Consider the following 24,929-nt stretch of genomic DNA (forward strand, 5'->3'; position numbering starts at 1 on the left):
GCTGTCCTTTGTCGCATCCTGTGTTTGGAAACAATCTAGCAAGCGATCTGGGGCAGATTTGGGCAAAAATGGAAAAAAATGAGAAATCGCGGGGATTGATTACGCTATGGAAACCTAGGCATTTTAAGGGCTTTTTGACGTCTGTGGCGACAATGTGGCCGAAATCGGGTGTAACTGCCGGAATCCCGAGCCTGCTTCAACCGTCGATTCGGGCAGCCATTATTGCAATGGATTGTTGGTAAACCGAGGCGGCATTCCACTGTTGAATGACAGCAAAGTTTGGCTGACCCTGTTGATAGCCGCGACCGGGTTTCCAGCCCTTCTTACGTAGAAAATTAGCGGTTGAGGCCAGAGCATCCGTCATATTGTAAAAGTCGACCTGACCGTCGCCGGTGGCATCAACCCCGTATTGCATGGCATTGCCCGGCAGGAACTGGGTGTGCCCAAGTTCGCCATGTTTTGCCCCTTTTGTCGCCGTCGTAATGCTGCCTTGATCGACCAGCTTCAGCGCTCCGATTGCGTGAGGAGTGAAAAAGTCGGACCTGCGGCAGTCGTAGGCCAGTGTTGTGATTGCGGAAACAACCTGACTGTCGCCCATGAAGTTTCCGAACCCGGTTTCCATACCGTGAATGGCGATCAGTACCCCGGCCGGTACGCCGTATTGGCGTTCTAGCGCTGCATAGAATTGCGGGTTGCGTGCTTTACGTTTGCGCCCCTGCGCCACGATGGTGTCTGCCCCGCGTACGCGCATGAACTTGTCCAAGGAATATTTAAAGCTTTTCTGATTGCGGTCCGCAGCGATCGTGCGCGTGGCGTACTGCGTTTGTGCCAGCGCCTGCAGCCCCTTCTTTTTGACGCCAGCACGCTTGGCCTGTTTCGCAAAGTCCTTTTTCCATGCTTCGAAGCCGTTACTGGTGTTTCCGCAAGGAGCGGCGGCTGCAACTGTGGGAAGGGACAGGGCAAGTATAAGAGCAAATCGCAGCATCAGTGAAATCCAGGCAAGTGAAATGTTATGGATAGGGTACGTGGCATTCGCTAATCCGAAAAGAGGTTAGTACAGGTCCAACTCTCCGGTACCTTTCAAGCTTTCAAACCACTCTTCAGGCGTTTTGTCTATCTTGGCGTGTTTGACCATCATCGCGTTCATGTTCGGTAACTCAGACGAGTCCGGCCATTCCTCCGGCCGCCACAGGTTCGCGCGTATCACACATTTGGGGCAGTGTGCGAACACTGTTTCGACATGGATGACCAAGGCCAGTTTCGGCGAGCGGTTGTTTATTGTCATGCTATCCAGCAAGTCGCGATCTTTGCATAAACGGGCAGTGCCACGAAGACGCAGAGTTTCCATCTTGCCCGGCACGAAGAATATCAGGCTGACGCGTGGGTCCAGCAAAATATTGTGGAATGTATCCACGCGCTTGTTGCCGGGTCGGTCAGGGATTGCGATCAGGGTGTCGGATACCACATTTACGAAGCCTTCTGGATCACCTCGGGGCGAGATGTCCAAATGACCACCTGGATTGGCCGACGCAATCAGGCAGAATGTGGACTTGGCAATAAAGTCGCGGCACATCTGGTCCAGCCCGGACAGCTCTTTGGCGATGATCTGGGGCAGGGGCGCGCCGGTTATTCGCTCCAGTTCATCGCTCGAAGTCACGAAATCTGTGAATTGAGAAAAGGGGGCGTCTGATGACATGCGATCTCTCCTAACCGGGTGGGCCGAGTGTGAGAGATCGTACCAAACGAAACAAGGGCGCCCAAATGGACGCCCTTGAGTATTCTAACCCTGAACAGGATCAGCAGCTGTAGTACATGCCGTATTCAACCGGGTGCGGGGTGTGCTCGTAGGTTTCGACTTCTTCCATCTTCAGTGCGATGTAGCCGTCGATCTGGTCTTTGGTGAACACGTCACCCTGCAGCAGGAAGTCGTGATCCGATGCCAGAGCTTCCAGAGCTTCGCGCAAGCTGCCGCAGACGGTCGGGATGTCGGCCAGTTCTTCGGCAGGCAGATCGTACAGGTTCTTGTCCATGGCTTCGCCCGGATCGATCTTGTTCTTGATACCGTCCAGACCAGCCATCAGCAGAGCGGCAAATGCCAGGTAGGGGTTCGCCGCTGGATCGGGGAAACGAGCCTCAACGCGCTTGGCTTTCGGGCTTTCGGTCCACGGAATACGGACGCAACCCGAACGGTTACGGGCCGAATAGGCGCGCAGAACTGGGGCCTCAAAGCCCGGGATCAGACGCTTGTAGCTGTTGGTCGCCGGGTTGGTGAAGGCGTTCAGCGTTTTGGCGTGCTTCAGGATGCCGCCGATGAAGTACAGTGCCTCATCCGACAGGTCGGCGTATTTGTCGCCTGCAAACAGCGGCTTGCCGTCTTTCCAGATCGACATGTTCACGTGCATGCCGGTGCCGTTGTCACCTGCGATGGGCTTCGGCATGAACGTGGCCGATTTGCCGTATGCGTGCGCGACGTTGTGGATGATGTATTTGTACTTCTGCAGCTCGTCCGCCTGTTTGGTCAGGCTGTCGAAGATCAAGCCCAGCTCGTGCTGGCACGAGGCAACCTCGTGGTGGTGCTTGTCGACCTTCATACCCAGACGCTTCATGGTCGACAGCATTTCCGAGCGCAGGTCCTGCGCTTCGTCGATGGGGTTGACCGGGAAGTAGCCGCCCTTGACGCCCGGACGATGGCCCATGTTGCCCATCTCGTACTCGGTATCGGTGTTCCACGACGCGTCAGTTGCATCAACTTCGTATGATACTTTGTTGATACTGTTCGAGAAACGGACGTCATCGAACAGGAAGAATTCGGCCTCGGGTCCCATGTAAGCAACGTCGCCGATACCGGACGCTTTCAGGTACGCTTCGGCTTTCTGGGCTGTGCCGCGCGGGTCACGTTCATAAGCTTCACCGGTGTCGGGTTCGACAACCGAGCAGTGCACACAGATGGTTTTTTCCGCGTAGAACGGATCGACATAGGCGCTGTCGGTATCGACCATCAGTTTCATGTCCGATGCTTCGATCGACTTCCAGCCCGCGATGGACGAACCGTCGAACATGAAGCCTTCTTCCAGGAAGTCTTCGTCAACCTGGTCGGCCATCAGCGTGACGTGCTGAAGCTTGCCGCGGGGATCAGTGAAGCGAACGTCGACGTACTCGGCGTCCTCGTCTTTGATCAGCTGAAGAACTGCGTCCTTGCTCATAACTTAATATTCCTCTGCTTTGAGTTTGTTACAGTGCTTCCGGGCCGGTCTCACCGGTCCGAATGCGAATGGCTTGTTCAACAGGCGAGACAAAGATCTTGCCGTCGCCGATCTTGTCGGTCTTTGCTGCCGCGACGATAGCGTCGATGGCTGCGTCGACCTGATCGTCGTCCAGCACAACCTCGACCTTCACCTTGGGCAGGAAATCGACGACATATTCCGCGCCGCGATACAATTCGGTGTGGCCCTTCTGACGGCCAAAGCCCTTAACCTCGATCACGCTGAGACCCTGGACGCCGACATCCTGCAGCGCCTCTTTAACCTCATCGAGTTTGAACGGCTTGATGATCGCTTCGATCTTCTTCATCCCGGGCTCCTATTAACTCTTGTCAGTCAGGCACTGACCACGTCTAAAATCGGGCGGCAATGTGATTGCGATATCGGCCCATACAAGGTGTTGAGAAACTAGGCGATGGGTCAAATTTTGATCGACTTGCACAAAAAATAAGCGAAATTGAATCGCCAAGGGATTTGAGATGACGGAATTGCTGACAGCGGCGCAGATGCGAGCAATTGAAACAGCGGCGATTGAGTCAGGTCAGGTGACCGGGCTGGAAATGATGGAGCGAGCCGGTCGCGGGGTCGTCGAGGCGATTTTCGAGGAGTGGCCTGAACTGTCAAGAACGTCTGGCACTGCCGTGGTTTTGTGCGGTCCCGGCAACAATGGCGGTGATGGGTTCGTCGTTGCGCGGCTGTTGAAAGAGTGGGGTTGGGAGATCGAGGTTTTTCTGTTTGGCGATCCGGAAAAGTTGCCGCCGGATGCGAAGGCGAACTGTGAACGGTGGAGCAAAATTGGAGATATCGAAGGCAGTAATCCAGTAGCGGGCGAATTGCTGAAAGCCGACTTTGACCTTGTTATTGACGCCGTGTTCGGAACAGGGTTGTCGCGACCGCTTTCTGGAGACGCCAAGGCGTTTTGCCGTGAGATGTTCAAGGTTGGCATTGATGTGGCTATCGATGTTCCCTCTGGATATTGTTCCGATAGCGGGAAGTTTCTGGACGAGGAAACACAGTTCTACGATGGACCCGAGGTCGTCGGTCTCATTGTAACGTTCGAACGCAAGCGGCTTGGCCATAAAATTGGCCTTTTGGCGGATCAGGCGGAAACGTTGAAGGTCAAGGAAATTGGAATTGCCGATTTTGTTCCGTCTTTTCGACGGAACTCTTCCATTCAATACGAGACCGGGAATTCCCGCTGGCAAGTGTCAGAAAAGTACCCTTCCAATCTCCGAACGAACAAAGCGATGCACAAGTACTCTCATGGTCACGCCCTGATTATTTCTGGTGACTCCGGAAAGACTGGCGCGGCGCGATTGGCAGCGCGCGGTGCTTTGCGGATTGGGGCCGGGTTGGTAACGTTGGGTGTCCCGCCGGCCGCGCAGATGGAAGTTGCGGCGCAGGTCACGGCCATCATGTTGCAACGGGTTGAGGGTGGTGAGGGGTTGTCCGATGTTCTCAACGACGAGCGGTTGAATGCGCTTTGTCTTGGCCCTGGTCTGGGATTGGAGCGTGCGCGGGCTTTGGTTCCGGTTGCTCTGGCTGCAAATCGGGCGACAGTTTTGGATGCGGACGCTTTGACCGCGTTTGCGGACGACCCTGCGGTTCTGTTTGACCAATTGCACGATAATTGCGTTCTCACACCGCATGGTGGAGAGTTCGCCCGGCTTTTCCCGGATGTTGCTGAGAAGTTGACTGCGGTTCCCACCAAAGGCCCAGCCTATTCCAAGGTCGACGCAACGCGTGAGGCGGCCACGCGGGCAGGATGTGTGGTTCTGTTCAAGGGGCCGGACACGGTGATTGCCGCGCCGGATGGGCGCTGTGCGATCAATTCGGCCCATTATGAGCGTTCGGCACCGTGGTTGGCGACGGCTGGCTCTGGCGATGTGCTCGCCGGGTTTATCACCGGGTTGCTGGCGCGAGGGTTCGCCCCAATGCAGGCAGCGGAAACGGCAGCCTGGCTGCATGTTGAATGCGCGCGCCAATTTGGCCCCGGGCTGATTGCCGAGGACTTACCCGAGCAATTACCTGCGGTTTTTCAAAGTTTGGCTAAATGACGCATGGGCGGAAATTAGCTGCTTTTTTCAGCGCTCGGCAAGAAATGGCCGCACGTATACGCATCAGTGCATGTCATTCCTTTTGAAAGACTTCGGACAGAGTGGCAGACTTGTACGTGGATTTTCCTACCAACGAAATCTTGGTGGCCAAATCTTTGATATGATTAAAATTTACTTTCTGCCGATTTGAGCCGTAAGGCAGAAACTCTAAACGCGACTAACTCGGTTCCTTGCGGAGTGGCCCGTCACATCGGTTTTTCTTTTGGCGGTTGCCACAAACGAAACGTTCAAGGTGAATAAAATGACAGTGAATTTGAAACTCCCCTCGGTTGCCGCTGTTCTGGCGATGACCACGGCGATCCCTGCTTCTGCTGAACTAAAGTACGAAAACAACAGCGGCGGTTATGTGGTGCTGTACGGTCAGCTCGATCCGGTGATCGTATCGGTCGATGACGGCCAGGAGACCGAGACCCGGTTGTTGGACAATGACCTGTCCAACAGCCGCGTAGGTTTGCGCGTCATGCAACCCTATGGCAGCAATGAGTTCATGTTCCGGTTTGAAACCGGTCTGGGTCTGCCAAGTACCGGGACAGCCAACCAGGATGGTACCAACACCAACGGTTGGAGCCGGGAAGATATCCGCCACGTCGATTTCTCACTCAAGGGTGGATACGGCAAGTTCTCTGCCGGTCAGGGCAGTATGGCCTCGGACGGAGCTGCCGAGACTGATTTGTCCTACGTCGGGACGGCTTTGTATTCTTTCACGAACGATGAAAACGGCGCTTTTTTCTACCGGGGAGCAGATGGTATCCTGAGTGGCATCACCGTTGGCGACTCGGCCAGCAACTTTGATGGCGCGCGTCGGGGCAGGGTCCGGTATGACACGCCCGATTTCAATGGCTTCTCAGCGGCGATTGCTTATGGTCAGAACATCCTGTCCAGCAGCGACGACGACGATTATTACGATCTTGCGGTCAAGTACCGGAACACTTTCACCAACGGTGTCGAGTTCGCAGCGAGCCTTGCCTACGCAGTAAGGGATTTCGACGGCCAACCCGGCGAGCGCAAGGATACCATCGGGTCCGCGTCGGTCCTGTTGCCCAGCGGGTTCAGCTTTACTGCAGCCCTCGGCACGCGGGACGATACCTCTACCGGCGCCAGCGACCCGGACTATTGGTACACTAAACTTGCTTATGAAGGGGATTGGGTGTCCTGGGGTAAAACCGGCGTTGGTATCGACTATTTCGACGGTTCTGATTTTGAAAATCAGGGGTCCAGCACCAAGTCCTGGGGTATTGCCGTTGTCCAGCGGATCGACGCGATCAACACAGACGCCTACCTGAAATACCGTAACCACGATTTCGACGACACGGTCGACTTTGACAAGAACGAAGCCTGGGTACTGGGTGCGCTCTGGAAGTTCTGACGACGTTTCCCCGTAAACTAACGGCGCCCCAGTCTGGCTGGGGCGTTTTTTTTGTTCAAATCGGCGGCAAAACAAGGCTGATCTGGCCATTGCCTCTTGCACGTAAGCGGCTGGGCAAATAGAAGGCGTCAAATTTGCCCGGCGCGCCGTTTTGCGCGCCCCGAATCCTATGGGGACTACCATAATGCAGGTTACCGAGACGCTGAACGAAGGTCTGAAACGCGGCTACAATATCATCGTATCCGCAGCCGAGCTGGACGACAAAGTTAACGAGAAACTGGTCGAAGCGCAGCCGGAAGTCGAAATGAAGGGTTTCCGCAAAGGCAAAGTGCCGATGGCATTGCTGAAAAAGCAGTTCGGTCAGCGCCTGTTGGGCGAAGCGATGCAGGAAAGCATCGATGGTGCGATGAACCAGCATTTTGAAGACAGCGGCGAGCGCCCTGCGCTTCAGCCTGAGGTCAAAATGACCAACGAAGACTGGAAAGAAGGCGACGACGTCGAGGTCGCAATGTCCTATGAGGCGCTGCCCGCGATCCCCGAAGTTGATCTGAAATCTGTCGAGCTGGAGAAGCTGGTCGTCAAAGCAGACGACGCAGCCATCGAAGAAGCCCTGAACAATCTGGCCGAAACCGCTCAGGATTTCAAAGCGCGCCGCAAGGGTTCCAAAGCCAAAGACGGCGATCAGGTTGTGATCGACTTCGTCGGCAAAGTTGACGGCGAAGAGTTCGAAGGCGGTTCGGCTGAAGACTATCCGCTGGTTCTGGGTTCCAACAGCTTCATCCCCGGCTTCGAAGAGCAGCTGGTTGGCGTGAAGGCCGAAGAAGTCAAAGACGTCAACGTTTCCTTCCCCGAAGAATACGGCGCAGAGCATCTGGCCGGTAAAGACGCCGTATTCACCTGCACCATCAAAGAGGTGAAGGAACCCGTTGCTGCAGAAGTAAACGACGAGCTGGCGACCAAGTTCGGCGCAGAAGATCTGGCCGCACTGAAAGGTCAAATCGCCGAGCGTCTGGAAGCGGAATATTCCGGTGCATCCCGCGCGGTTATGAAGCGTGGCCTGCTGGACGCGCTGGACGAGAAGGTCTCGTTCGACCTGCCTCCGTCGCTGGTTGAAGCCGAAGCCAAGCAGATCGCACATCAGCTGTGGCACGAGGAAAATCCGGAAGTGGAAGGTCACGACCACGCCGAGATCGAGCCCACAGACGAGCACAACAAGCTGGCCGAACGCCGCGTGCGTCTGGGCCTACTGTTGGCTGAACTGGGTCAGAAGGCCGAGGTTGAGGTCACCGACTCCGAGATGACCCAAGCGATCATGAACCAGGCACGTCAGTACCCTGGTCAGGAACGTCAGTTCTTTGAATTCGTGCAGCAGAACGCTCAGATGCAGCAACAGCTGCGCGCGCCGATCTTCGAAGACAAAGTCATCGACTATGTCTTTGAACTGGCTCAGGTCGCGGACAAAGAAGTCAGCAAAGACGATCTGCAGAAAGCCGTCGAGGCACTGGACGAGGAGTAATCCTCGTCCGCCCATCCCCATGGGCACAAAAAAATACGGAGCCGTCTGGAAAAAGACGGCTCCGCTTGGGTGGCTTTAACCTATGAGGTGAGGGGGTCAGGCCTCATGAGCAAAAGCACGGGGGGTTCTTAGCAGAGCGGTCTTCTGCTCCGGCGTGAAGCGGTCCGAAAGCGCTTCGATCAGTTTCAGCACTGAATCAACTTCGGCTTTCGATGTTGCCGAACTCATCTGTTCGACAAAGTATTTTTCCAACTGCGTCAGAGGCTGGTGGTCATAATTCGCGGCACTTGGCTTGGCCTTTGCCCGTTCGACCAGTTCCAGAGCCTGTTCGTCGGTCAGGAAGACATCGTGTTCAATGTCGGCGTAATCCCGAATTCCAGCGATCCGTTCGTCCGAGCAATCCATCAACGCAGCCATGGCGACAACCTTACCCATCGGCTTGGCAGTTCCAAGATAATCGTAAGGCGCATTGCCGGATCGTTGCAGGACGCGGTTCATCACCGGGTCGATCACGGCGATAGAGTCCAGAACACCGGCCATCTTGGCATATTCGAACGAGCCGATCATTACCTCGCTGGTGACGTAAGAAACGGAGTTTTCTCCGCGTCCTCGCCCAAGCTTTTTGGTATCGACGCAAAACCGGGTTGCTTCCCAGACCTGCGCGCTGCGGATCGGCGGTTCGCCGTCCAGAATTGAATGAAAAACGTCGGACAGCATGTGTGGCCCGGTCGTTTGCAGTAGTCGCATGCACCCAACGACGTCCCCCTCGTCGTTGATGCTGACTACATGTGCTGGATGAAGGTCGTCAAAATGGTCGCGTTCGCGCCCATCGACAATGTTTACATCCCAACCAAGGCGGTCGCCGAAAACGCGCGCGCGCAGTTTGTACATCTCGTCCAAGACATGCTTAAACTTATTTTGGTTGATACCATCAATTACGATGATCATTTCCATCCCCCTACAGTCTGGTTACCGTAAGGATGACGTTAACTTAGATTTGAGCTAAGACTATTGGGGGTTTCCCGTATTTTTTAATCTTTTTTGATTATCCTGGGGCAATTAGGCCCAATCCAATAGCTCTTCCAATGGCTTGCGGTGTTGTCAACGCGCCCATTTTTTCGCGGCCAGACCGCATGTGAACTTCGACGGTTCGGTGTGAAATTGACAGGATATCACCGATGTCCTGCTGTGATTTTCCATCCGCAACCCACTGCAGGATCTCTTTCTCTCGCGTCGAAAGAGCTGGTAAATAGAGCGCTTTGGCCAACAGGCCAGACTGCATCACGGTATCATGCGCTGTAACTGCGGCCATCTGCAGGTCCCCCATCACATGTTTCTTCAGCTTTGCCCACTCGGAATCCGAGCAATTTCGGGTCACATTCAGCAGGCCACATTCCCCGTACGGGCCACGTACCGGAACGGTTAAGCCACGGGAAGTAATGCCAAAATCATGCGCATCCCGAAAAACCGAATGGAACTTTTCGTCGTGATTAAATCTGCCCCAGTCCACCGGAGCGATGCTGAGCGCAGATTGATACAAGGTCGGATCGAAATGGTGGAAACCTTGGCTGCCATAGTGAATCTTCCATTCGTCCGGGTAGTTGGCATATCCCTGAACATCACCCTTTACAGGGTTAAAAGTGGCGTAAGATGCGTAATCGAATCCCAATTCATCGCAGACAGCATTAATTATGTCGGCTGCCGACTTTTCCTCGTGGTCGATCGCGGCCAAGTCTATAAGTTTCACCTGTCCAACCTTTGCGGCGGCAAATCTTTCCCCAAAGAAATGCCAAGTCTGTCCATTTCACCGAATACGTTGCGTCAACTGTGGTGCCTGACGCAAGCTAATTATACATATCGCTTAAGCATAATGCGTGGTTATGGCAACAGAATACCTTAGCGATTGCATAAGTCATTATTGCAACCTTTACGCTAATGACAAGTTATATCCTTACCCAACGTCACTCTGACCTTAGGCCAGTTTCAACCAGCATCCCGGCGGCCTTCGCCTCGGGGTAGTAACCTTTGGCATAAAGGAAGATAGCCCGCTTCTGGTCGCCATCTGACAAGAGCCACGCCCCACGCAGGTATTTTCCGGCGAACTCCAGATTGGTGTCTGCATCCAACAAACCCTGTGCGTTGCCTTTGTACCCCATGGATCGCGCTGTCGCGGGTAGGATCTGCAGCAACCCGTAATAGGGGCTGTTGACCGCCCATGGCCGGTGCGTGCTTTCCCTTATGGCGAGCTTGTGCAACAGCTCGCGTGGCAATTCATAATGGTCAGCCCACTTGTTGATTGAGGCGCGCAATTCAGGGGTTTCGTTGGGGTATAGCGGCGGATCAAAAGGGGCATTGCGAGAGCTCTGCTTGCCATCCAGGCCACCGCAGGCAGCCAGGGCAGGTGCGCCGAGTAATGCAACAAGTAGAGCGCGTCGCGTGTAGTGGGGCATGTGTAGTCTCCGGATGGGGTTTGGGGCATGATAGTCCTGCCGAACGCAACCGCAAGCAGACAGCCAGCCCGCGTGCTGATTTATGCCGGGTCTCGCTGCGTCACAATCCGGTGCCAGAGTGTTCCTTATTGATCAGCTCGAAAAGACGGGTTGTCACATATCGACCTGGAACCACAAAATGATATCCGCAAACCAGATCTTGTTCTCTGTCGCGCGAAACTGAACGGTGTTATTGATCCCCGGGTTCAGAACAGTTCCGGGGAAGGTCTCCCATAATCCACGAATGTCGCCGCCCGACATGGATGGGCCGTAGATAAAGGTATCGTTTATCTCGATCTGAAAGGCCCCTCCGGACGGCGTTGCCCAGGCTTTGAAGGCGAGGATCGGTTTCGCGCGGTTGGTTCCGATGATCAGGTTGGAAGGGATTGGGTCGCTGAAGGTTTGGCTTTCTCCGGGGTTTAAAGAGAATGAGCCGTCGTTCACAACGATGTAGTCGCACAAGGATGCCATGGTGGTTTCTCCTGCCGGATCGCGGTCCGCCCAGATGCGCGATCACGCAATTTGCTAATAAAATGAACTTCAAAAAAATACGACTGGGGCGGCAGGGGCCGCGTGACCATAGGATAGCACAATTTCCATCCAGATTCATGGTCGGGCCGGACGTCGCTCGTTGTCACGGCCTGAGGGTCGAACACAAAAAAGGCCGCGCCTTTCAGCGCGGCCAATCAATCTTTCAAAAGTAGCCAGATCAGGCTTTGGCTTCGTCTTCCTCAGCCGGGGCCTCTTCGGCAACCAGATCGTCATCGTCAGAAGCTGCGGATCCGATATCGTCAAACAGTTCGGCGATTTCGAATTCTGCGGCGGCCTCTTCTTCGGCAGCCAGTTCCTGGATCGACTTGCCCGAAGCCTGCAGTTCGGCTTCTTCTTGCGAGCGGGCAACGTTCATCTGGATCTTGACTTCGACTTCGGGGTGCAGCTTGACCGCCAGCGAGTGCAGGCCCAGCTCTTTGATCGGTGCGATCAGAGCGATCTGCTTTTTGTCGACGGTGAAGCCAGCCTCGGTTGCGGCATCTGCGGCGTCACGCGGGGTGACCGAACCGTACAGAGCACCAGCATCCGATGCCGAGCGGATCACGATGAACTGCTGACCGTCCAGCTTTTCAGCCAGAGCTTCAGCTTCTTTCTTGGTTTCCAGGTTGCGCGCCTCAAGCTGCGCTTTCTGGGCTTCGAACGACGCGATGTTGGCGTTCGATGCGCTCAGCGCTTTGCCTTGGGGCAGCAGAAAGTTGCGGGCGTAGCCAGGCTTGACGTCAACGACGTCGCCCATCTGACCCAGTTTCGCAACGCGTTCCAGCAGGATAACTTGCATTTCAGTCTCTCCTTACTTCACAGCGTAGGGCAGCAGGGCGAGGAAGCGGGCGCGCTTGATAGCACGGGCCAGTTCACGCTGCTTTTTCGCCGAAACGGCGGTGATGCGCGAGGGAACGATCTTGCCACGCTCAGAGATGTAGCGTTGCAGCAGACGGGTGTCTTTGTAATCGATCTTCGGCGCGTTATCGCCCGAGAACGGGCAGACCTTGCGGCGGCGGAAAAATGGTTTTGCGGCCATGGTATATGTCCTTTCGTCAGGCGTTGATCAGCGGCGCTCGCGGCGGCCTTCGCGCTCGTCGCGCTTCTGCATCTGGACCGAAGGGCCCTCGTTGTGCTCGTCGACCTTGATGGTCAGAACGCGCATAACATCGTCATGCAGGCGCATCAGGCGCTCCATTTCCTGAACGGCGCCAGCGGGGGCGTCGGTCTTCAGGAAGGAATAGTGACCCTTGCGGTTCTTGTTGATCTTGTAGGCCATCGTCTTGACGCCCCAGTACTCGCTTTCGACGACGTTGCCGCCGTTGTCAGCCAGAACGGTGCCGAAATGTTCGACGAGGCTTTCTGCCTGCGCGTTGGACAGGTCCTGACGCGCGATCATTACATGCTCATACAGTGGCATGTGCACTCCTGTTTATATCAAGGCGCATTTCAAAGGCGGGGCCGGTTCGTCCTTCGCGACCCTGCCACGAGAGGCTGCGCGATTCATAACTCTTGCGAAGGATGGCCCCATATACACCATTCGCGTCGGGGGGCAAGGGCCGTCACACATGCCTTGGTGAAGTCGCGCTATTTCCATTGCGCTGCCCAATTCCTGACTCTTTTCGGCTCAAAGTTGTTTTACATACCGGGAACTAACCGGACAGACCGAACCAAAGACGGCAACGTGAACTAGGGTACAGAGAAATGACCGCGATGAACACGAATACCATCGAGAAGTCTGCGAACAGCACGACTTATGATCAATCGGTTCCAATTCTTATCGCATTTGCGCCGAATTGGAGGGCACGCACTATTCTGGCACGCGTCGCCGGGGCGTTTTTGATCATTGTGGCGTTTTCCATGTGGCTGATGTCGGGTGCGGTGATGGCAACCGAGGTTTGGCCGATCAAGCTGGCTGCGTCGCTGACGTTCCTACTGATCGGTGTCAGCCTGCTGACCATTCAGGTGCTCGATGCGCGCCCCGATGCCTATTTTGATCCGATCCGCCGCGAAGTACGCGTGCTGCAAAAGAATGAAAACGGGCGTCCTCAGACAGTACTGCGCCGCAGCTATGACACCCTGGGTGGTGCCCGGTTCGATGATGATCAGGTCGAACTCTATGACGTGGACGGTAGCCTGCTGATGAAATTGCCGCTGCAATCGGCGGATGTTGGCCGAGCGCTGAAGGGCCAATTGAGCGGAAGTGTAACGATCTTCGCCTGATTTTCACTTCTGTTCATTTAGGAACAGAAATTGTTAGAGAATAAGTCTTGTGTGCCGCCCTTGGGCGGCACATTTTCTTTATCGAGCATTCCGATTGGTTTGCATTCACAACATTTTTGGAGATTTTCATGAAATCCACCCTTCTTGCTGCTGCACTGGCCGTATCGGCGACCTCGGCATTTGCCAGCGCCGAGAAATACGTTTTGGACCCCAGCCACAGCCAGGTTGTCTTCAACTATAACCACCTTGGTTTTTCCACCACGACTGGCATGTTCTCGGGCTTTGAGGGCGAGATCATGTTCGATCAGGAAAACCCGGCAGATTCCAGCGTGAGCGTGTCGATGCCAGTGGTCGAAATGATCACCGGCTGGAAGCCGCGCGAAGATCACTTCATGACCGAAGACTTTTTTGGCGTCGCCGAGGGTGACCTGATTTCGTTCACCTCGACCGGTATCGAAGTCACCGGTGAAAACACCGCGAACATCACCGGCGATCTGACCATGAATGGCGTGACCAAGTCGGTCGTTCTGGACGCGAAGCTGAACCAGGTTGGCGAGCATCCGATGGCGGGCAAGCCCTGGGCCGGATTTGATGCCACCACCACACTGGTCCGCAGCGAGTTCGATCTGGGACAGTTCGCACCGTTTGTTAGCGATGAGGTTGAGGTTCGTATTTCGGTAGAGGCGCAAAAGGCCGAGTAAGCCTGCCTTACGTGCAAAAAGAAACCGCCGGGACCCGTCAGGTCTCGGCGGTTTTTTTCTGTTCGACTATCTTTATTCAGCCTGAATGGCCGTCAGTTCGACGGTGACTTTGACTGCAAAAGCCAGCGAGTCTTCGGTCGGTTGTGACGTCCCGACATCATAGTCTAATCGGTTCAACTCCAACTCACCCTGCATCTTCGCGGTCCCATCTTGCAAGTCCAGCTCGAACGGAAGGGTAACGTCCATGGTTTTGTCCCGGATGGTCAATGTGCCGCGCGCCTCATAGGCCAAATCTGTTTTGAACAGATCCGCTTTAAAACTCGCGGTTGAAAACTGAGCGCTGTCAAAGAAATCCGCAGCAAGGGCTTGCTGTGTTACGGTGCCGATGGTCAATGAGCCGATGGCGATTGTCACATCGGCAGATCCCGCTGGTCCGGGTTCCGCCGGTTCGTCAAAAGTGATTGCCGCAGTCCAATCGGAAAACGCGCCGCTGACGGGGCTGCCCAACTGGGTGATCGTGATTGCCAAAGTGCCTTCCTGCACCTGCCAGTCGGATTGGACGGCCTCCAGTTCGGCAGATGCATTATCACCGGTCGGATGTGCCGAGTAGGCTCCGTCGAACCACCCGATGCTAAGAGCAACAGCCCAGATCACGACTGCTGCTACGACGGGGGCAGGTGAGTGCCATTGCGTTGGTGGTTCCGGCAATTCCACCTGTCCGGGCAGCATGCGGCGCAATGTGCTGTCTTTGTCGATTACATGGTGCTTGAGCGCGCCAACGATATGCAAAACCAGCGCACCCACCAGCACAAGCATCAGGACGAAGTGTAACCCGCCGCTTGCTTCGGCCAATGCGGGGGATTTGGGCACAAACGGCAGGTTCTGCCCGAACGGCCAGAGGATCGGTGCAAACCCTTCGGTGGCCGCATGGTGAATCCAGCCTGTCAGAGGAACCAGAACCAGCGAGCCATACAACAGCCAGTGGACGGTTTCCGCAGCAAATGCCTCGGGCTTGTTTTCAGCATTGAGCAACCCAGGCTTGGGTTGGCTGATCGCCCACAAGATACGGGCAAGCGCCACGAAAAAGACCGTGACACCGATAGTTTTGTGCAGCGAGAACAGCCGGGCCGCCTGTTGCAGGTCTTCCGGTGTCGTTGGAATGGCCGGGTCTTCAATTGCGTGGGCCAGTTCGTTCGCAAACCATCCAATCGGAAGCGCCGTCAGAATGAGCAAGGCCGTCAGCCAGTGGAAGGTTTTTGAAACGCCCCCGTAGCTTTGGGTGGTGTTGGCAATGGGCATTGGTTCACGACTCCGATCTGTTTGCTGCGACCACCCTAAATGCAGCGGAGGCCGACACAATAGCCTCTGACGCACAGAATGCGTGTCAGGATGCAGAGCTTGTGCCGCTCGTTCACTCGGTTTACACCCCATCGCAACCTAACGTCATCCAAGAGGTTGCAATGACACGCGCGTTCGTTTTTCCGGGGCAGGGCGCCCAAACCATCGGTATGGGCAAAGCACTGGCCGAGGCCTATCCGGCTGCAAAGGCAGTTTTCGACGAGGTCGATGAAGCGCTTGGTGAAAAGCTGAGCAACCTGATCTGGGAAGGTGATATTGCCGACCTGACGCTGACGCAGAACGCACAGCCGGCGCTGATGGCAACCTCGATGGCCGCGATGCGCGCGTTGGAGGCCGAAGGTGTTGCGGTCACGGACGCTGCATTTGTAGCTGGGCATTCGCTGGGGGAATACTCAGCGCTTGCGGCAGCTGGTGCGCTGTCGATTGCGGATACGGCGCGTTTGTTGCGGACACGTGGTCAGGCGATGCAAAGCGCCGTTCCGGTTGGTGAAGGCGCAATGGCCGCAATTCTGGGACTGGACCTTGAGGCCGTGCGTGCAGTCGCAGAAGAGGCCGCACAAGGCGCGGTCTGTCAGGCCGCGAACGACAACGACCCTACACAGGTTGTTGTTTCGGGAGCGAAGGCGGCCGTGGAACGTGCTGCCGAGATTGCCAAGGAAAAAGGTGCCAAGCGTGCTGTGATGTTGCCTGTGAGCGCCCCGTTCCATTGTGCGTTGATGCAACCCGCTGCTGATGAGATGGCAGAGGCGCTGGCTGCAGTTGAAATCAAGGCCCCGGCAGTTCCGCTAATTGCGAACGTGCGCGCCGAGGCTGTCAGCGACCCGGACCTGATCCGTCAGTTGCTGGTCGAGCAGATAACCGGTTCTGTGCGCTGGCGTGAAAGCGTGCTGTATATGGCGGCACAAGGCGTGACCGAGACGTGGGAGATCGGTGCAGGCAAAGCGCTTTCGGGGATGATCCGCAAGATCGACCGCGCGATTGCTGGCAAGGCTGTAGGCACGCCGGATGACGTGCAGAATATGGTTAAGAGCGAATCATAAGAACAACGTGCGACGCAAGTTGCGCTGCAAAGGGAAGATCGAATGTTTGATTTGACAGGTAAGAATGCGTTGATCACCGGTGCGTCCGGCGGGATTGGTGGCGAGATTGCGCGCGTGCTGCACGGTGCGGGGGCCACGGTTGCGCTGTCCGGCACACGTGTCGAACCGCTGGAGGCATTGGCCGCCGAACTGGGCGAGCGGGCGCATGTTCTGCCATGCAACCTGAGCGACGGCGAGGCTGTTTCCGCACTGCCAAAGCAAGCGGCTGAGGCGATGGGGTCGGTTGATATCTTGGTCAACAACGCTGGGATTACCCGGGACAACCTGTTCATGCGTATGTCGGATGACGAATGGCAGAGCGTGATCGACGTGAACATGACCTCGACCGCCAAGCTGTGCAAAGGCGTGCTGCGGGGTATGATGAAAGCGCGCTGGGGTCGGATCATCAACATTTCATCCGTCGTCGGTGCCACTGGGAACCCCGGTCAGGCAAACTATGCAGCGTCCAAGGCAGGTATGGTCGGTATGACGAAGTCGTTGGCCTATGAAGTTGCCAGTCGTGGGATCACGGCTAACGCGGTTGCGCCCGGCTTCATCACCACAGCCATGACCGACAAGCTGACCGACGATCAGAAATCGGGCATTTTGGGGCAGGTTCCCGCCGGTCGTATGGGCGATGCGTCGGAAATTGCGGCGGCTGTTCTGTATCTTGCCAGCCCCGAAGCTGGATATGTTACCGGAACCACCTTGCATGTTAACGGCGGTATGGCCATGTTGTGAGCGCGGACAGGGGCAGGTGCGAAAGCGTTTGCCTCGCGCGTTGTCTATGCTATAGGCGGCGCATAAATGCTGGGGTCGACCAAATGGTCGGCCTTCTACTTTCCCGGTCATCCGGGACCCAACCGCCCGCACCGGGCAAATCAAAGCCAGCCTGAGCGGGCAAGGGCAGAACCGGGCACTAGGCCCTGAAAACGGAATGAGGAATAGACATGAGCGACGTCGCAGATCGCGTTAAAAAGATCGTTGTTGAGCACCTGGGTGTTGAAGAAGACAAAGTGACCGAAAACGCGTCCTTCATCGACGATCTGGGCGCAGACAGCCTGGACACTGTTGAGTTGGTTATGGCCTTCGAAGAAGAGTTCGGCATCGAAATCCCCGATGACGCAGCCGAGACCATCCAGACATTTGGCGACGCCGTCAAATTCATCTCGGAAGCTTCCTAAAGCTTCGAAATAACTAAAAAGCGGCGCTTCCGGGCAACGGAGGCGCCGTTTTTTTGTGCCTTGTTCAATTCTGCCTTGCAAGGTGCCGTATTCGTTCGCAACCTTTTGCCCGAGGCACATAATTCAAAGCGGGCAGGGCATGATACGATCCACCCCTATGATCAATACGGCCCGTTTGACGCTGTGCGCCATGCGGCCAGAAGATTTCAACCGGTTCGCCGAGATTTGGCGCAACCCGTGCATCGTGCGACATATCGGCGGCAAGCCGCGGTCGCGCGGAGAGGCGTGGGATTCATTCCTTCGAAATGCCGGGCACTGGCAAATGGCCGGTTTTGGGCAATGGGCCGTGGTCCAGCAGTCGAATCGCCAGATGGTCGGTCAGGCGGGGTTCTTTTACGGTAACCGTTCGATTGGCGAGGATTTTGACAGTTTCCCCGAGGCAGGCTGGATTTTGGTCCCCGAGTCACAAGGGCAGGGCTTGGGGTTAGAGGCCGCGCAGGCCGCGCATGATTGGTTTGACCGGATCATGCCTGGGCCATTGGTTGCTATGGTGAATTCTGGGAATTCTGCCTCGAAAAAGCTGGCGAACAAGCTGGGGTATGCCCCGATGCGTGAATGCGCGTACAATGGCAGCGACGTTACGCTACTGCGCCGAAATGGTCCGCCGCCACGCCACTGACAATTTGAGACTTCCTGAATGCCGCAAACCGAACTTGGTTTGCCGATCCTGGTAAAACGGGCCGATCTTCCGCGTGTATGGTACTCTGGATTTGCAGAGCGATTGAGCGGAGGAGCAAGCTCATGAGGATTTACCCCACGATGGAATTGCAGAACGGCCGGTGTGTCACACTGGACAAGGGCCGTCTGGACGACGCGATGATCTGGCATGTGAATCCGGCGGACACGGCGCGTAGCTGGTCTGCGGCCGGTGCCACGTGGATGCACCTGACGGATTTCGATGCAATCGAAGGCCGCGACACCAACGCCGAATTGGTCGAGGAAATCATCCGCACGTCTGAGATGTCAGTGCAACTGGCCGGCGGTATGCGGACGCGAGAACAGGTCGAGTATTGGATCGACAAAGGCGCGGGACGGATCGTGATTGGCACGCTGGCGGCCTGGGACCCGAATCTGGTCAAGGAGCTGGCCAAGCTTTACCCGGACCAAATCGTTCTGGCTGTGGATGTCTGGCAAGGACAGGTCATGACCGAAGGCTGGCGCAGCCAGAGTGCGTTTACGCCGGAAGCATTTATTGAGGCGTTCGAAGGTACGCCCTTTGCGGCAATTCTGGTGACCGATATCGACAGCGACATCGAAGACGTCGACGCGCAGCTGGGTCTGATCTCGGGTCTGGCGCAACTTTCGCGCACACCGGTAATCGCCAGCGGTGTCGTTCGGACATCAGATGACATCTCGCGCCTGGCCTATGTGCACAACATCTCGGGCGCGTTGGTTGGACGGGCATTGTTCCGCAAGACGGTTGACTTAGCGGATGCGCTTGATGTGGCCGAACAGGCTCACGAGCCGGTCGCTGAGTTCCAGTAAGTTTATCCCACAAGATATTGCTCCGGCTCTTTCAAATCTGCGAAAGGGTCGGGGCAAATTGTTTCGGCACAACCCGCACCGACGGACGGCCCGGCGAAATGGCGCCGGGATGGAATGTGCCGTTGCTCTTGCCCCCGGACCCCGGGCCGGGGTATGAGCGGTTCTCAAATAGGAAGCAGGCAAGAGGCATTTCATGCGCAGAGTCGTTGTAACCGGTCTGGGATTGGTCACTCCTTTGGCCAGCGGGGTCGAGGAATCTTGGTCACGGTTGTTGGATGGGGAATCCGGCGCAGGCCCGATCACCCAGTTTGATGCCGTAGAGAGCGGTGTCACCACGACCTATGCCTGCGAAGTTCCGCGCGGCGATGGAACCGAAGGGACGTTTAACCCCGACGATTGGTTGCCGCCAAAAGAGCAACGCAAGATCGAAGACTTCATTCTGTATTCGATCGCAGCCGCCGACATGGCCTGCCAAGATGCCAACTGGCTGCCTGAGGATGAAGAAGACCGCCTGCGTACAGGCGTTCTGATCGGTTCCGGTATCGGCGGTTTGGGCTCTATTGCTGAAACGGCAAACCTGATCCGCGACAAAGGTCCGCGTCGTGTGTCGCCGTTCTTTATTCCCGGTGCGCTGATCAACCTGGCATCCGGTCAGGTGTCTATCCGCCACGGGTTCAAGGGGCCCAACCATTCGGTCGTGACAGCTTGTTCGACCGGTGCGCATGCCATTGGCGATGCCAGCCGCATCATTCGTGCAGGTGACGCTGACGTCATGGTTGCCGGTGGCGGTGAAGGCTGCATCTGCGAGATCGGTATCGCTGGTTTCAATGCGTGCAAGGCGCTGTCGACCAAGTACGCAGACGACCCAAAGAAAGCCAGTCGGCCGTATGACGTGGACCGTGATGGCTTTGTCATGGGTGAGGGCGCAGGCATCGTGGTTCTGGAAGAGTACGAGCACGCCAAGGCGCGCGGTGCAAAGATCTATGCCGAAGTGCTGGGCTATGGCATGTCCGGCGACGCTTATCACATCACCGCACCGTCCGAGGATGGTGATGGCGCTGAGCGTTCCATGAAAGCCGCATTGCGCAGCGCGGGCCTTGAGCCTTCGGATCTGGACTATATCAATGCGCATGGCACATCGACTATGGCGGATACGATCGAACTGGGCGCGGTAGAGCGCCTGTTGGGGGATCACGCCAGCAAGGCCACCATGACCTCAACCAAATCGGCCACTGGTCACCTTTTGGGTGCGGCTGGCGCGATTGAGGCGATCTTTTCGATCCTGGCGATCCGGGATCAAGTGGCTCCGCCGACGATCAATCTGGATAACCCCGCCGTTGAAACTCCGATCGATCTGGCGCCCAACGCCAAGCGTGAGCGTGAGATCAATGTGGCGTTGTCGAATTCGTTCGGCTTTGGCGGCACCAATGCCAGCGTGATCTTCGGAAAGGTCAGCTAAATGTTCCGGGCTCTTGCTTCGAATGCGCTGACCTTGCTGATCGTTGCCTTGTTCCTGATGGGCGGGCTGGTTGTGTGGGGGCAGTCGCAATACAAGGCCGAGGGTCCGCTAGAATCCGCCATGTGCCTGCAGGTCAGAAGCGGGTCGAATATGACCCGTGTCAGCCAAGAGCTTGAAGATGACGGAGCCATCAGCAGCGCCATGATCTTTCGCATGGCGGCGGACTACACGGATAAATCGCAGCAGCTGAAAGCCGGTAGCTTTCTGGTGCGCGAAGGCGCGTCGATGGAGCAGATCATCGACGAGATTACCAGCAGCGGGGCCAGCACCTGTGGGTCCGAGATTGAATACCGTATCGGTGTCACCCGCATCCAAACCCGGGTACGCGAGTTGGACCCGGCAACGCTGGAATTTGTCGAGATCGCATCGTTTGATGTGACCGACGAGGACATCCCTGCCGAATACGGTCAAAAGCGTGAAGAAGCCGACACCCGGTACCGTGTGTCTGTTGCTGAGGGCGTGACCTCTTGGCAGGTAGCGCAAGGCTTGCAGGCGATTGAACCGCTGACAGGTGAGATTGCCGAGATCCCGGCCGAAGGGATGTTGGCACCTGACAGCTATGATTTGGCACCGGGCGATGACCGGACGGCTGTTCTGCAGGCGATGCAAGACAAGCAACAATTGCGCATCAACGCAGTGTGGGAGAATCGCCAAGGCGACCTTCCTATCAGCAGCCCAGAGGAAATGCTGATCCTCGCGTCGATCATCGAAAAGGAAACCGGTGTTCCCAATGAACGCGGGCAGGTTGCGAGCGTCTTTGTGAACCGGCTTGAGCAGGGCATGAAGCTGCAGACAGACCCGACGGTCATCTATGGTGTCACCAAGGGTCAAGGCACGCTGGGGCGCGGGCTGCGTCGCAGTGAACTGCGCCGTGCAACACCTTGGAATACTTATGTGATAGACGGTTTGCCGCCAACACCGATTGCCAACCCGGGTTTGGCCAGCCTTGAGGCTGCTGTCGCGCCGGAAGAGACCAACTTTGTATTCTTTGTTGCGGATGGCACCGGGGGGCACGCGTTTGCGGAAACCTTGCAGGAGCACAATCGGAACGTCGCCAAGTGGCGAGAGATTGAGGCTGAAAGAAACAGTTCAAGCAACTAAGAAAAAAAGGCCGCGTCGAAAACGCGGCCTTTTCTTTTTTATGCAGCGGGACGTCCGCGTGGGCGACGACGTTTCGAAGACGCGGGCTTCGATGTCGAATTTGCCCCCTGCGGTCTACGCCCCCGGAAGCCTCCGCGATTGCGGGTTTTCTTGGGCTCGGAAAATTCTGGCATGGTGCCGCTGGCGACCGGAATTTCGATCTTCATCAGTTTCTGAATCTGGCGCAGCTGATCCACCTCGTCCGGTGAGCAGAAGGCGATAGCCTCACCTTCGCGACCAGCACGGGCTGTGCGCCCGATGCGGTGGACATAGTTGTCGGGCACTTCGGGCAGGTCATAGTTGATCACATAGGCAACACCGGGAATGTCGATGCCACGCGCGGCCACGTCGGTCGCGACCAATACGTTGATCTCTCCGGCCCGGAACGCCTTGATCGCGCGGTCGCGCTGTCCCTGGCTTTTGTTACCGTGAATCGAGGCCGCGTTGAATCCATCGGCCACAAGGCCTCTCATCAGTTTCTCGGCACCGTGTTTGGTACGGGAAAATACCAAGGTCAGAGCGTCCATGTCAGCGGACAGAATTTCGCGCAATTTCCGCGGTTTGCCGGCCCTGTCGACGAAATGCACAGACTGCGTGATCTTGTCCGCCGCTTTACCTGGAGGCGAGACCTGCACTCGCTGCGGGTTGGTCAGATAGGATTGGCTAAGCTCTTCCATCTGTTTTGGCATAGTGGCCGAGAACAGCATGGTTTGGCGCGGCGTGCCCAGCTTGGGTGCGATTTTGCGTAGGGCGTGGATAAAGCCCATGTCCAGCATCTGGTCGGCCTCGTCCAGTACAAGATGTCGCACCGAGCCAAGGTCAACAGCACCGCGTTCCATCAGGTCGATCAAACGCCCGGGTGTGGCGACCAGAATGTCGGTGCCGCGCGACAGGAACGAAATCTGTCTGCCGATCGACTGACCACCGACCACGGTGGCCACGCGCAGTTTGGTCTTGTCGGTCAGGTTGCGCAGGCTATCCGCGATCTGGTTGACCAGCTCGCGGGTTGGGGCAAGGATCAGCGCTTTGGCGGTTTTGGGCGCGGGTTTGCCGGGCTGCGCCAGCAAGTGGTCGATCAGCGGCAGGCCGAAGGCTAGCGTCTTACCGGTGCCGGTCTGCGCCAGGCCCAGGATGTCGTGACCGTTCAGCGCCAGCGGGATGGCCTGGTTCTGAATAGGGGTCGGTTGTGAGAAATTGGCACGTTTCAGTGCATCGTTGAGGGCTGGTGCAAGGCCCAGCATGTCGAAGTCGAACAAATAACTATCCTTTGTAACCCGCAAGGCAATAGCCGTGCGGACAAGACGTGTCTGGCCACGCAGCGCGTGACCGGCAGGGTTTCCGCTAAACCTCGGGACGTGCAGGCGAACCCTGCGCCATCTGGCGTCGCGTCAAGAACCCTGCGTGAATGGGAACTAGGAGAAGTAGTGATGCGCTGTGGGGTCTGCTGCGACCGTCAATGCTCACGCGTCAGCGCTGTCTTAAGGTGGCACATGCTAGTTTTGTTAGCATTTGTCAAGCCATGAATTGCGAAGTGGGAACACGTACTTGCCGCGGCCGCCAGGGAACGGATTGTTCAAATAGAAGAACCTTGTCCAGCTGGGCTTTGAAAATCCCGAAGTGCTTCTTGGCTTTCATAACATCGGAAAATACCCGATCCTTAGGGGAGATGACTTTTTGTGTATGACCAAAAAAGGAATCCAGAAATGTGCGCTAAAATACTTGTAGCTACCACTCTGACCGTGGTTCTAGCCGCGTCTTCAGCAATCGCATGCTCTCGGATCGTCTATGAAACGGCAGACGGATCCTTCCTCACGGGGAGGACGCTTGACTGGTTCGAAGATACTTCAACAGACATTTGGGCCTTCCCGCGGGGCATGGACCGTGATGGTGGTGCCGGAGAGAATTCGGTCAAATGGACGTCCAAATACGGCTCTGTCGTGGCAACGATCTATGACGGAGCAACTGTTGACGGCATGAATGATGGCGGGCTGGTCGGCAACGCTCTCTATCTTGCCGAAGCGGATTACGGGACGGAAAATGCCGGAGACAAACCTCTCATTTCTGTCGGAGGGTGGTTGCAGTATTTTCTGGATAACTTTGCAACAGTTGAAGAAGCCGTTGCAGCTATGGAGCAAGAGCCATTCGTGATTGTAGCGCCGATGTTGCCTAGCGGACATGAGGCAGGGGGGCATATTGCGCTATCCGATGCGTCTGGTGACAGTGCAATATTCGAGTATCTCGATGGCGAGTTGGCTATCCACCACGGCCGCGAATTTACTGTCATGACGAACTCTCCTACTTTTGACGAACAACTCGCAATCACCACTTATTGGGGTGAAGTTAATGGTCTTTCATTTTTGCCCGGAACCCATCGGTCTTCCGACCGATTTGCGCGGTTGAGCTGGAATCTGAATGCCGTTCCCTCGTTTGACGACAAAAACGATGCGACGGCGGCGGTGTTCTCTCTCGTGCGATCAATTTCCGTACCATTTGGTGTGACGGACCCAGAGCGCCCAAACATCGCATCAACAACCTGGCGTACGGTCGCTGATCATGAGCTGGGTCGGTACTACTATGAGAGCGTGTTCAGCCCTACATTGTTTTGGGTGGATATCGAGAACCTTGATCTCTCCGATGGGGCTTCTACCCTGAAATTGGAACTTGGCGAAAAGCCCATCCTTGCGGGCGAGGTTTCGGCCAGCTTTGAACCTTCCGAGCCATTTCTTTTTCTCGGCGATACGTAACGTTGTAGTCACGGGGCTCAACCACTGACGACCGTCTGCCACATAGTCCTATCAGTAAAGGTCTCTTAACTATCAGCGCACGCTACCCGTTGCGCCGTTGTTGCGCAACACATTGACTTTGCGGACTTTCTTGCGTATAAGTTGTGTCATGCTAGA

26 protein-coding genes are annotated in these 24,929 nt (G+C 56.2%); 13 read left to right on the forward strand and 13 right to left on the reverse strand.

From position 1 onward, the window contains the following. Positions 1–196: 196 nt before the first annotated feature. From AC2FFH_RS07930 to AC2FFH_RS07945, 4 genes are all read right to left on the reverse strand, one after another. The gene (locus tag AC2FFH_RS07930) at positions 197–985 is read right to left on the reverse strand and encodes a lytic murein transglycosylase (RefSeq protein WP_496766959.1); all 789 of its coding nucleotides are present in this window, start codon (positions 983–985) and stop codon (positions 197–199) included. Between the two features lie 66 nt (positions 986–1,051). After that, positions 1,052–1,696 carry an MSMEG_1061 family FMN-dependent PPOX-type flavoprotein gene (locus AC2FFH_RS07935; RefSeq protein WP_496844160.1) on the reverse strand — a complete coding sequence of 215 codons (645 nt, stop codon included), beginning with the start codon at positions 1,694–1,696 and terminating at the stop codon, positions 1,052–1,054. A gap of 100 nt (positions 1,697–1,796) precedes the next feature. Next, a complete protein-coding gene (gene glnA / locus AC2FFH_RS07940; RefSeq protein WP_496723459.1) occupies positions 1,797–3,203 on the reverse strand; it encodes a type I glutamate--ammonia ligase in 1,407 nt (468 codons plus the stop codon). A 28-nt stretch (positions 3,204–3,231) separates the two neighbouring features. After that, complete coding sequence (locus AC2FFH_RS07945) at positions 3,232–3,570, reverse strand: P-II family nitrogen regulator (RefSeq protein ID WP_058274017.1); 339 nt, start codon at positions 3,568–3,570, stop codon at positions 3,232–3,234. A 169-nt stretch (positions 3,571–3,739) separates the two neighbouring features. On the opposite strand from AC2FFH_RS07945, the gene AC2FFH_RS07950 reads away from it, so the two are divergent. The 3 genes from AC2FFH_RS07950 (at position 3,740) to tig (ending at position 8,259) form a co-directional block, all read left to right on the forward strand. Continuing rightward, positions 3,740–5,317, forward strand: a complete 1,578-nt coding sequence (locus AC2FFH_RS07950) for an NAD(P)H-hydrate dehydratase (RefSeq protein ID WP_496844161.1) — start codon at positions 3,740–3,742, stop codon at positions 5,315–5,317. A gap of 301 nt (positions 5,318–5,618) precedes the next feature. After that, positions 5,619–6,743, forward strand: a complete 1,125-nt coding sequence (locus AC2FFH_RS07955) for a porin (RefSeq protein WP_496766962.1) — start codon at positions 5,619–5,621, stop codon at positions 6,741–6,743. A gap of 184 nt (positions 6,744–6,927) precedes the next feature. Next, on the forward strand, positions 6,928–8,259 hold the full coding sequence (tig, locus tag AC2FFH_RS07960) for a trigger factor (protein ID WP_496740435.1): 1,332 nt from the start codon (positions 6,928–6,930) through the stop codon (positions 8,257–8,259). Between the two features lie 96 nt (positions 8,260–8,355). Here tig and AC2FFH_RS07965 read toward each other — a convergent pair whose 3' ends face one another. The 7 genes from AC2FFH_RS07965 to rpsF all read right to left on the reverse strand — a co-directional run bounded on the left by AC2FFH_RS07965 (position 8,356) and on the right by rpsF (position 12,699). Beyond that, positions 8,356–9,207: an acyl-homoserine-lactone synthase gene (locus tag AC2FFH_RS07965; RefSeq protein ID WP_496766963.1), complete on the reverse strand. Its 852-nt coding sequence runs from the start codon at positions 9,205–9,207 to the stop codon at positions 8,356–8,358. A 97-nt stretch (positions 9,208–9,304) separates the two neighbouring features. Continuing rightward, complete coding sequence (locus AC2FFH_RS07970) at positions 9,305–10,006, reverse strand: LuxR family transcriptional regulator (protein ID WP_058274014.1); 702 nt, start codon at positions 10,004–10,006, stop codon at positions 9,305–9,307. A 214-nt stretch (positions 10,007–10,220) separates the two neighbouring features. Continuing rightward, complete coding sequence (locus AC2FFH_RS07975) at positions 10,221–10,709, reverse strand: transglycosylase SLT domain-containing protein (protein ID WP_496723451.1); 489 nt, start codon at positions 10,707–10,709, stop codon at positions 10,221–10,223. Positions 10,710–10,862: 153 nt separating this feature from the next. After that, on the reverse strand, positions 10,863–11,219 hold the full coding sequence (locus AC2FFH_RS07980) for a hypothetical protein (RefSeq protein WP_496844162.1): 357 nt from the start codon (positions 11,217–11,219) through the stop codon (positions 10,863–10,865). A 238-nt stretch (positions 11,220–11,457) separates the two neighbouring features. Continuing rightward, positions 11,458–12,078 carry a 50S ribosomal protein L9 gene (gene rplI / locus AC2FFH_RS07985; protein WP_496777736.1) on the reverse strand — a complete coding sequence of 207 codons (621 nt, stop codon included), beginning with the start codon at positions 12,076–12,078 and terminating at the stop codon, positions 11,458–11,460. 12 nt (positions 12,079–12,090) lie between these two features. Next, the gene (rpsR, locus tag AC2FFH_RS07990; protein WP_005982441.1) at positions 12,091–12,318 is read right to left on the reverse strand and encodes a 30S ribosomal protein S18; all 228 of its coding nucleotides are present in this window, start codon (positions 12,316–12,318) and stop codon (positions 12,091–12,093) included. A 27-nt stretch (positions 12,319–12,345) separates the two neighbouring features. Beyond that, on the reverse strand, positions 12,346–12,699 hold the full coding sequence (rpsF, locus tag AC2FFH_RS07995; RefSeq protein WP_082637099.1) for a 30S ribosomal protein S6: 354 nt from the start codon (positions 12,697–12,699) through the stop codon (positions 12,346–12,348). Positions 12,700–12,983: 284 nt separating this feature from the next. Between rpsF and AC2FFH_RS08000 the strand changes: the two genes are divergently transcribed. Together AC2FFH_RS08000 and AC2FFH_RS08005 are read left to right on the forward strand one after the other, a co-directional pair. After that, positions 12,984–13,502: a hypothetical protein gene (locus AC2FFH_RS08000; protein ID WP_496723447.1), complete on the forward strand. Its 519-nt coding sequence runs from the start codon at positions 12,984–12,986 to the stop codon at positions 13,500–13,502. Positions 13,503–13,630: 128 nt separating this feature from the next. Beyond that, positions 13,631–14,203, forward strand: a complete 573-nt coding sequence (locus tag AC2FFH_RS08005) for a YceI family protein (RefSeq protein WP_109311412.1) — start codon at positions 13,631–13,633, stop codon at positions 14,201–14,203. A gap of 72 nt (positions 14,204–14,275) precedes the next feature. On the opposite strand, the gene AC2FFH_RS08010 is transcribed toward AC2FFH_RS08005, so the two are convergent. Continuing rightward, positions 14,276–15,502 carry a cytochrome b/b6 domain-containing protein gene (locus AC2FFH_RS08010; protein WP_496844163.1) on the reverse strand — a complete coding sequence of 409 codons (1,227 nt, stop codon included), beginning with the start codon at positions 15,500–15,502 and terminating at the stop codon, positions 14,276–14,278. A gap of 161 nt (positions 15,503–15,663) precedes the next feature. Here AC2FFH_RS08010 and fabD point away from each other — a divergent pair, with 161 nt between their 5' ends. From fabD to mltG, 7 genes are all read left to right on the forward strand, one after another. Continuing rightward, positions 15,664–16,602: an ACP S-malonyltransferase gene (gene fabD, locus AC2FFH_RS08015; protein WP_496844164.1), complete on the forward strand. Its 939-nt coding sequence runs from the start codon at positions 15,664–15,666 to the stop codon at positions 16,600–16,602. A 42-nt stretch (positions 16,603–16,644) separates the two neighbouring features. Next, positions 16,645–17,382: a 3-oxoacyl-[acyl-carrier-protein] reductase gene (gene fabG / locus AC2FFH_RS08020; protein WP_058274008.1), complete on the forward strand. Its 738-nt coding sequence runs from the start codon at positions 16,645–16,647 to the stop codon at positions 17,380–17,382. A 209-nt stretch (positions 17,383–17,591) separates the two neighbouring features. Beyond that, positions 17,592–17,825 (forward strand): acyl carrier protein, encoded by a 234-nt coding sequence (locus tag AC2FFH_RS08025; RefSeq protein WP_005982462.1) that lies wholly within the window; start codon positions 17,592–17,594, stop codon positions 17,823–17,825. Between the two features lie 139 nt (positions 17,826–17,964). Beyond that, positions 17,965–18,504, forward strand: a complete 540-nt coding sequence (locus AC2FFH_RS08030) for a GNAT family N-acetyltransferase (RefSeq protein WP_496844165.1) — start codon at positions 17,965–17,967, stop codon at positions 18,502–18,504. Between the two features lie 122 nt (positions 18,505–18,626). Beyond that, entirely contained in the window at positions 18,627–19,370 is a 744-nt protein-coding gene (locus AC2FFH_RS08035) for a 1-(5-phosphoribosyl)-5-[(5-phosphoribosylamino)methylideneamino]imidazole-4-carboxamide isomerase (protein ID WP_496740430.1), read from the forward strand. Between the two features lie 193 nt (positions 19,371–19,563). Then, positions 19,564–20,829 (forward strand): beta-ketoacyl-ACP synthase II, encoded by a 1,266-nt coding sequence (fabF, locus tag AC2FFH_RS08040; RefSeq protein ID WP_496766971.1) that lies wholly within the window; start codon positions 19,564–19,566, stop codon positions 20,827–20,829. Beyond that, complete coding sequence (gene mltG, locus AC2FFH_RS08045; RefSeq protein ID WP_496766972.1) at positions 20,830–21,990, forward strand: endolytic transglycosylase MltG; 1,161 nt, start codon at positions 20,830–20,832, stop codon at positions 21,988–21,990. A 38-nt stretch (positions 21,991–22,028) separates the two neighbouring features. Here mltG and AC2FFH_RS08050 read toward each other — a convergent pair whose 3' ends face one another. Next, positions 22,029–23,285 carry a DEAD/DEAH box helicase gene (locus tag AC2FFH_RS08050; protein ID WP_496723430.1) on the reverse strand — a complete coding sequence of 419 codons (1,257 nt, stop codon included), beginning with the start codon at positions 23,283–23,285 and terminating at the stop codon, positions 22,029–22,031. A 420-nt stretch (positions 23,286–23,705) separates the two neighbouring features. Between AC2FFH_RS08050 and AC2FFH_RS08055 the strand changes: the two genes are divergently transcribed. Beyond that, a complete protein-coding gene (locus AC2FFH_RS08055; RefSeq protein ID WP_496844166.1) occupies positions 23,706–24,773 on the forward strand; it encodes a linear amide C-N hydrolase in 1,068 nt (355 codons plus the stop codon). Positions 24,774–24,929: the final 156 nt, after the last annotated feature.

This window comes from Ruegeria sp. YTSC003 (assembly GCF_059609785.1).

Bases quoted from the DNA above. Each gene is read 5' to 3' on its own strand.
- fabD (WP_496844164.1), top strand. From the start codon at position 15,664: ATGACACGCGCGTTCGTTTTTCCGGGGCAGGGCGCCCAAACCATCGGT.
- AC2FFH_RS08025 (WP_005982462.1), top strand. From the start codon at position 17,592: ATGAGCGACGTCGCAGATCGCGTTAAAAAGATCGTTGTTGAGCACCTG.
- mltG (WP_496766972.1), top strand. From the start codon at position 20,830: ATGTTCCGGGCTCTTGCTTCGAATGCGCTGACCTTGCTGATCGTTGCC.
- AC2FFH_RS08000 (WP_496723447.1), top strand. From the start codon at position 12,984: ATGACCGCGATGAACACGAATACCATCGAGAAGTCTGCGAACAGCACG.
- rplI (WP_496777736.1), bottom strand. From the start codon at position 12,078: ATGCAAGTTATCCTGCTGGAACGCGTTGCGAAACTGGGTCAGATGGGC.
- glnA (WP_496723459.1), bottom strand. From the start codon at position 3,203: ATGAGCAAGGACGCAGTTCTTCAGCTGATCAAAGACGAGGACGCCGAG.
- AC2FFH_RS08035 (WP_496740430.1), top strand. From the start codon at position 18,627: ATGAGGATTTACCCCACGATGGAATTGCAGAACGGCCGGTGTGTCACA.
- AC2FFH_RS07945 (WP_058274017.1), bottom strand. From the start codon at position 3,570: ATGAAGAAGATCGAAGCGATCATCAAGCCGTTCAAACTCGATGAGGTT.
- AC2FFH_RS08010 (WP_496844163.1), bottom strand. From the start codon at position 15,502: ATGCCCATTGCCAACACCACCCAAAGCTACGGGGGCGTTTCAAAAACC.
- rpsR (WP_005982441.1), bottom strand. From the start codon at position 12,318: ATGGCCGCAAAACCATTTTTCCGCCGCCGCAAGGTCTGCCCGTTCTCG.
- tig (WP_496740435.1), top strand. From the start codon at position 6,928: ATGCAGGTTACCGAGACGCTGAACGAAGGTCTGAAACGCGGCTACAAT.
- fabF (WP_496766971.1), top strand. From the start codon at position 19,564: ATGCGCAGAGTCGTTGTAACCGGTCTGGGATTGGTCACTCCTTTGGCC.
- AC2FFH_RS07975 (WP_496723451.1), bottom strand. From the start codon at position 10,709: ATGCCCCACTACACGCGACGCGCTCTACTTGTTGCATTACTCGGCGCA.
- AC2FFH_RS07965 (WP_496766963.1), bottom strand. From the start codon at position 9,207: ATGATCATCGTAATTGATGGTATCAACCAAAATAAGTTTAAGCATGTC.
- AC2FFH_RS07935 (WP_496844160.1), bottom strand. From the start codon at position 1,696: ATGTCATCAGACGCCCCCTTTTCTCAATTCACAGATTTCGTGACTTCG.
- AC2FFH_RS08030 (WP_496844165.1), top strand. From the start codon at position 17,965: ATGATACGATCCACCCCTATGATCAATACGGCCCGTTTGACGCTGTGC.
- AC2FFH_RS07950 (WP_496844161.1), top strand. From the start codon at position 3,740: ATGACGGAATTGCTGACAGCGGCGCAGATGCGAGCAATTGAAACAGCG.
- AC2FFH_RS07930 (WP_496766959.1), bottom strand. From the start codon at position 985: ATGCTGCGATTTGCTCTTATACTTGCCCTGTCCCTTCCCACAGTTGCA.
- fabG (WP_058274008.1), top strand. From the start codon at position 16,645: ATGTTTGATTTGACAGGTAAGAATGCGTTGATCACCGGTGCGTCCGGC.
- AC2FFH_RS08005 (WP_109311412.1), top strand. From the start codon at position 13,631: ATGAAATCCACCCTTCTTGCTGCTGCACTGGCCGTATCGGCGACCTCG.
- AC2FFH_RS07955 (WP_496766962.1), top strand. From the start codon at position 5,619: ATGACAGTGAATTTGAAACTCCCCTCGGTTGCCGCTGTTCTGGCGATG.
- AC2FFH_RS07980 (WP_496844162.1), bottom strand. From the start codon at position 11,219: ATGGCATCCTTGTGCGACTACATCGTTGTGAACGACGGCTCATTCTCT.
- rpsF (WP_082637099.1), bottom strand. From the start codon at position 12,699: ATGCCACTGTATGAGCATGTAATGATCGCGCGTCAGGACCTGTCCAAC.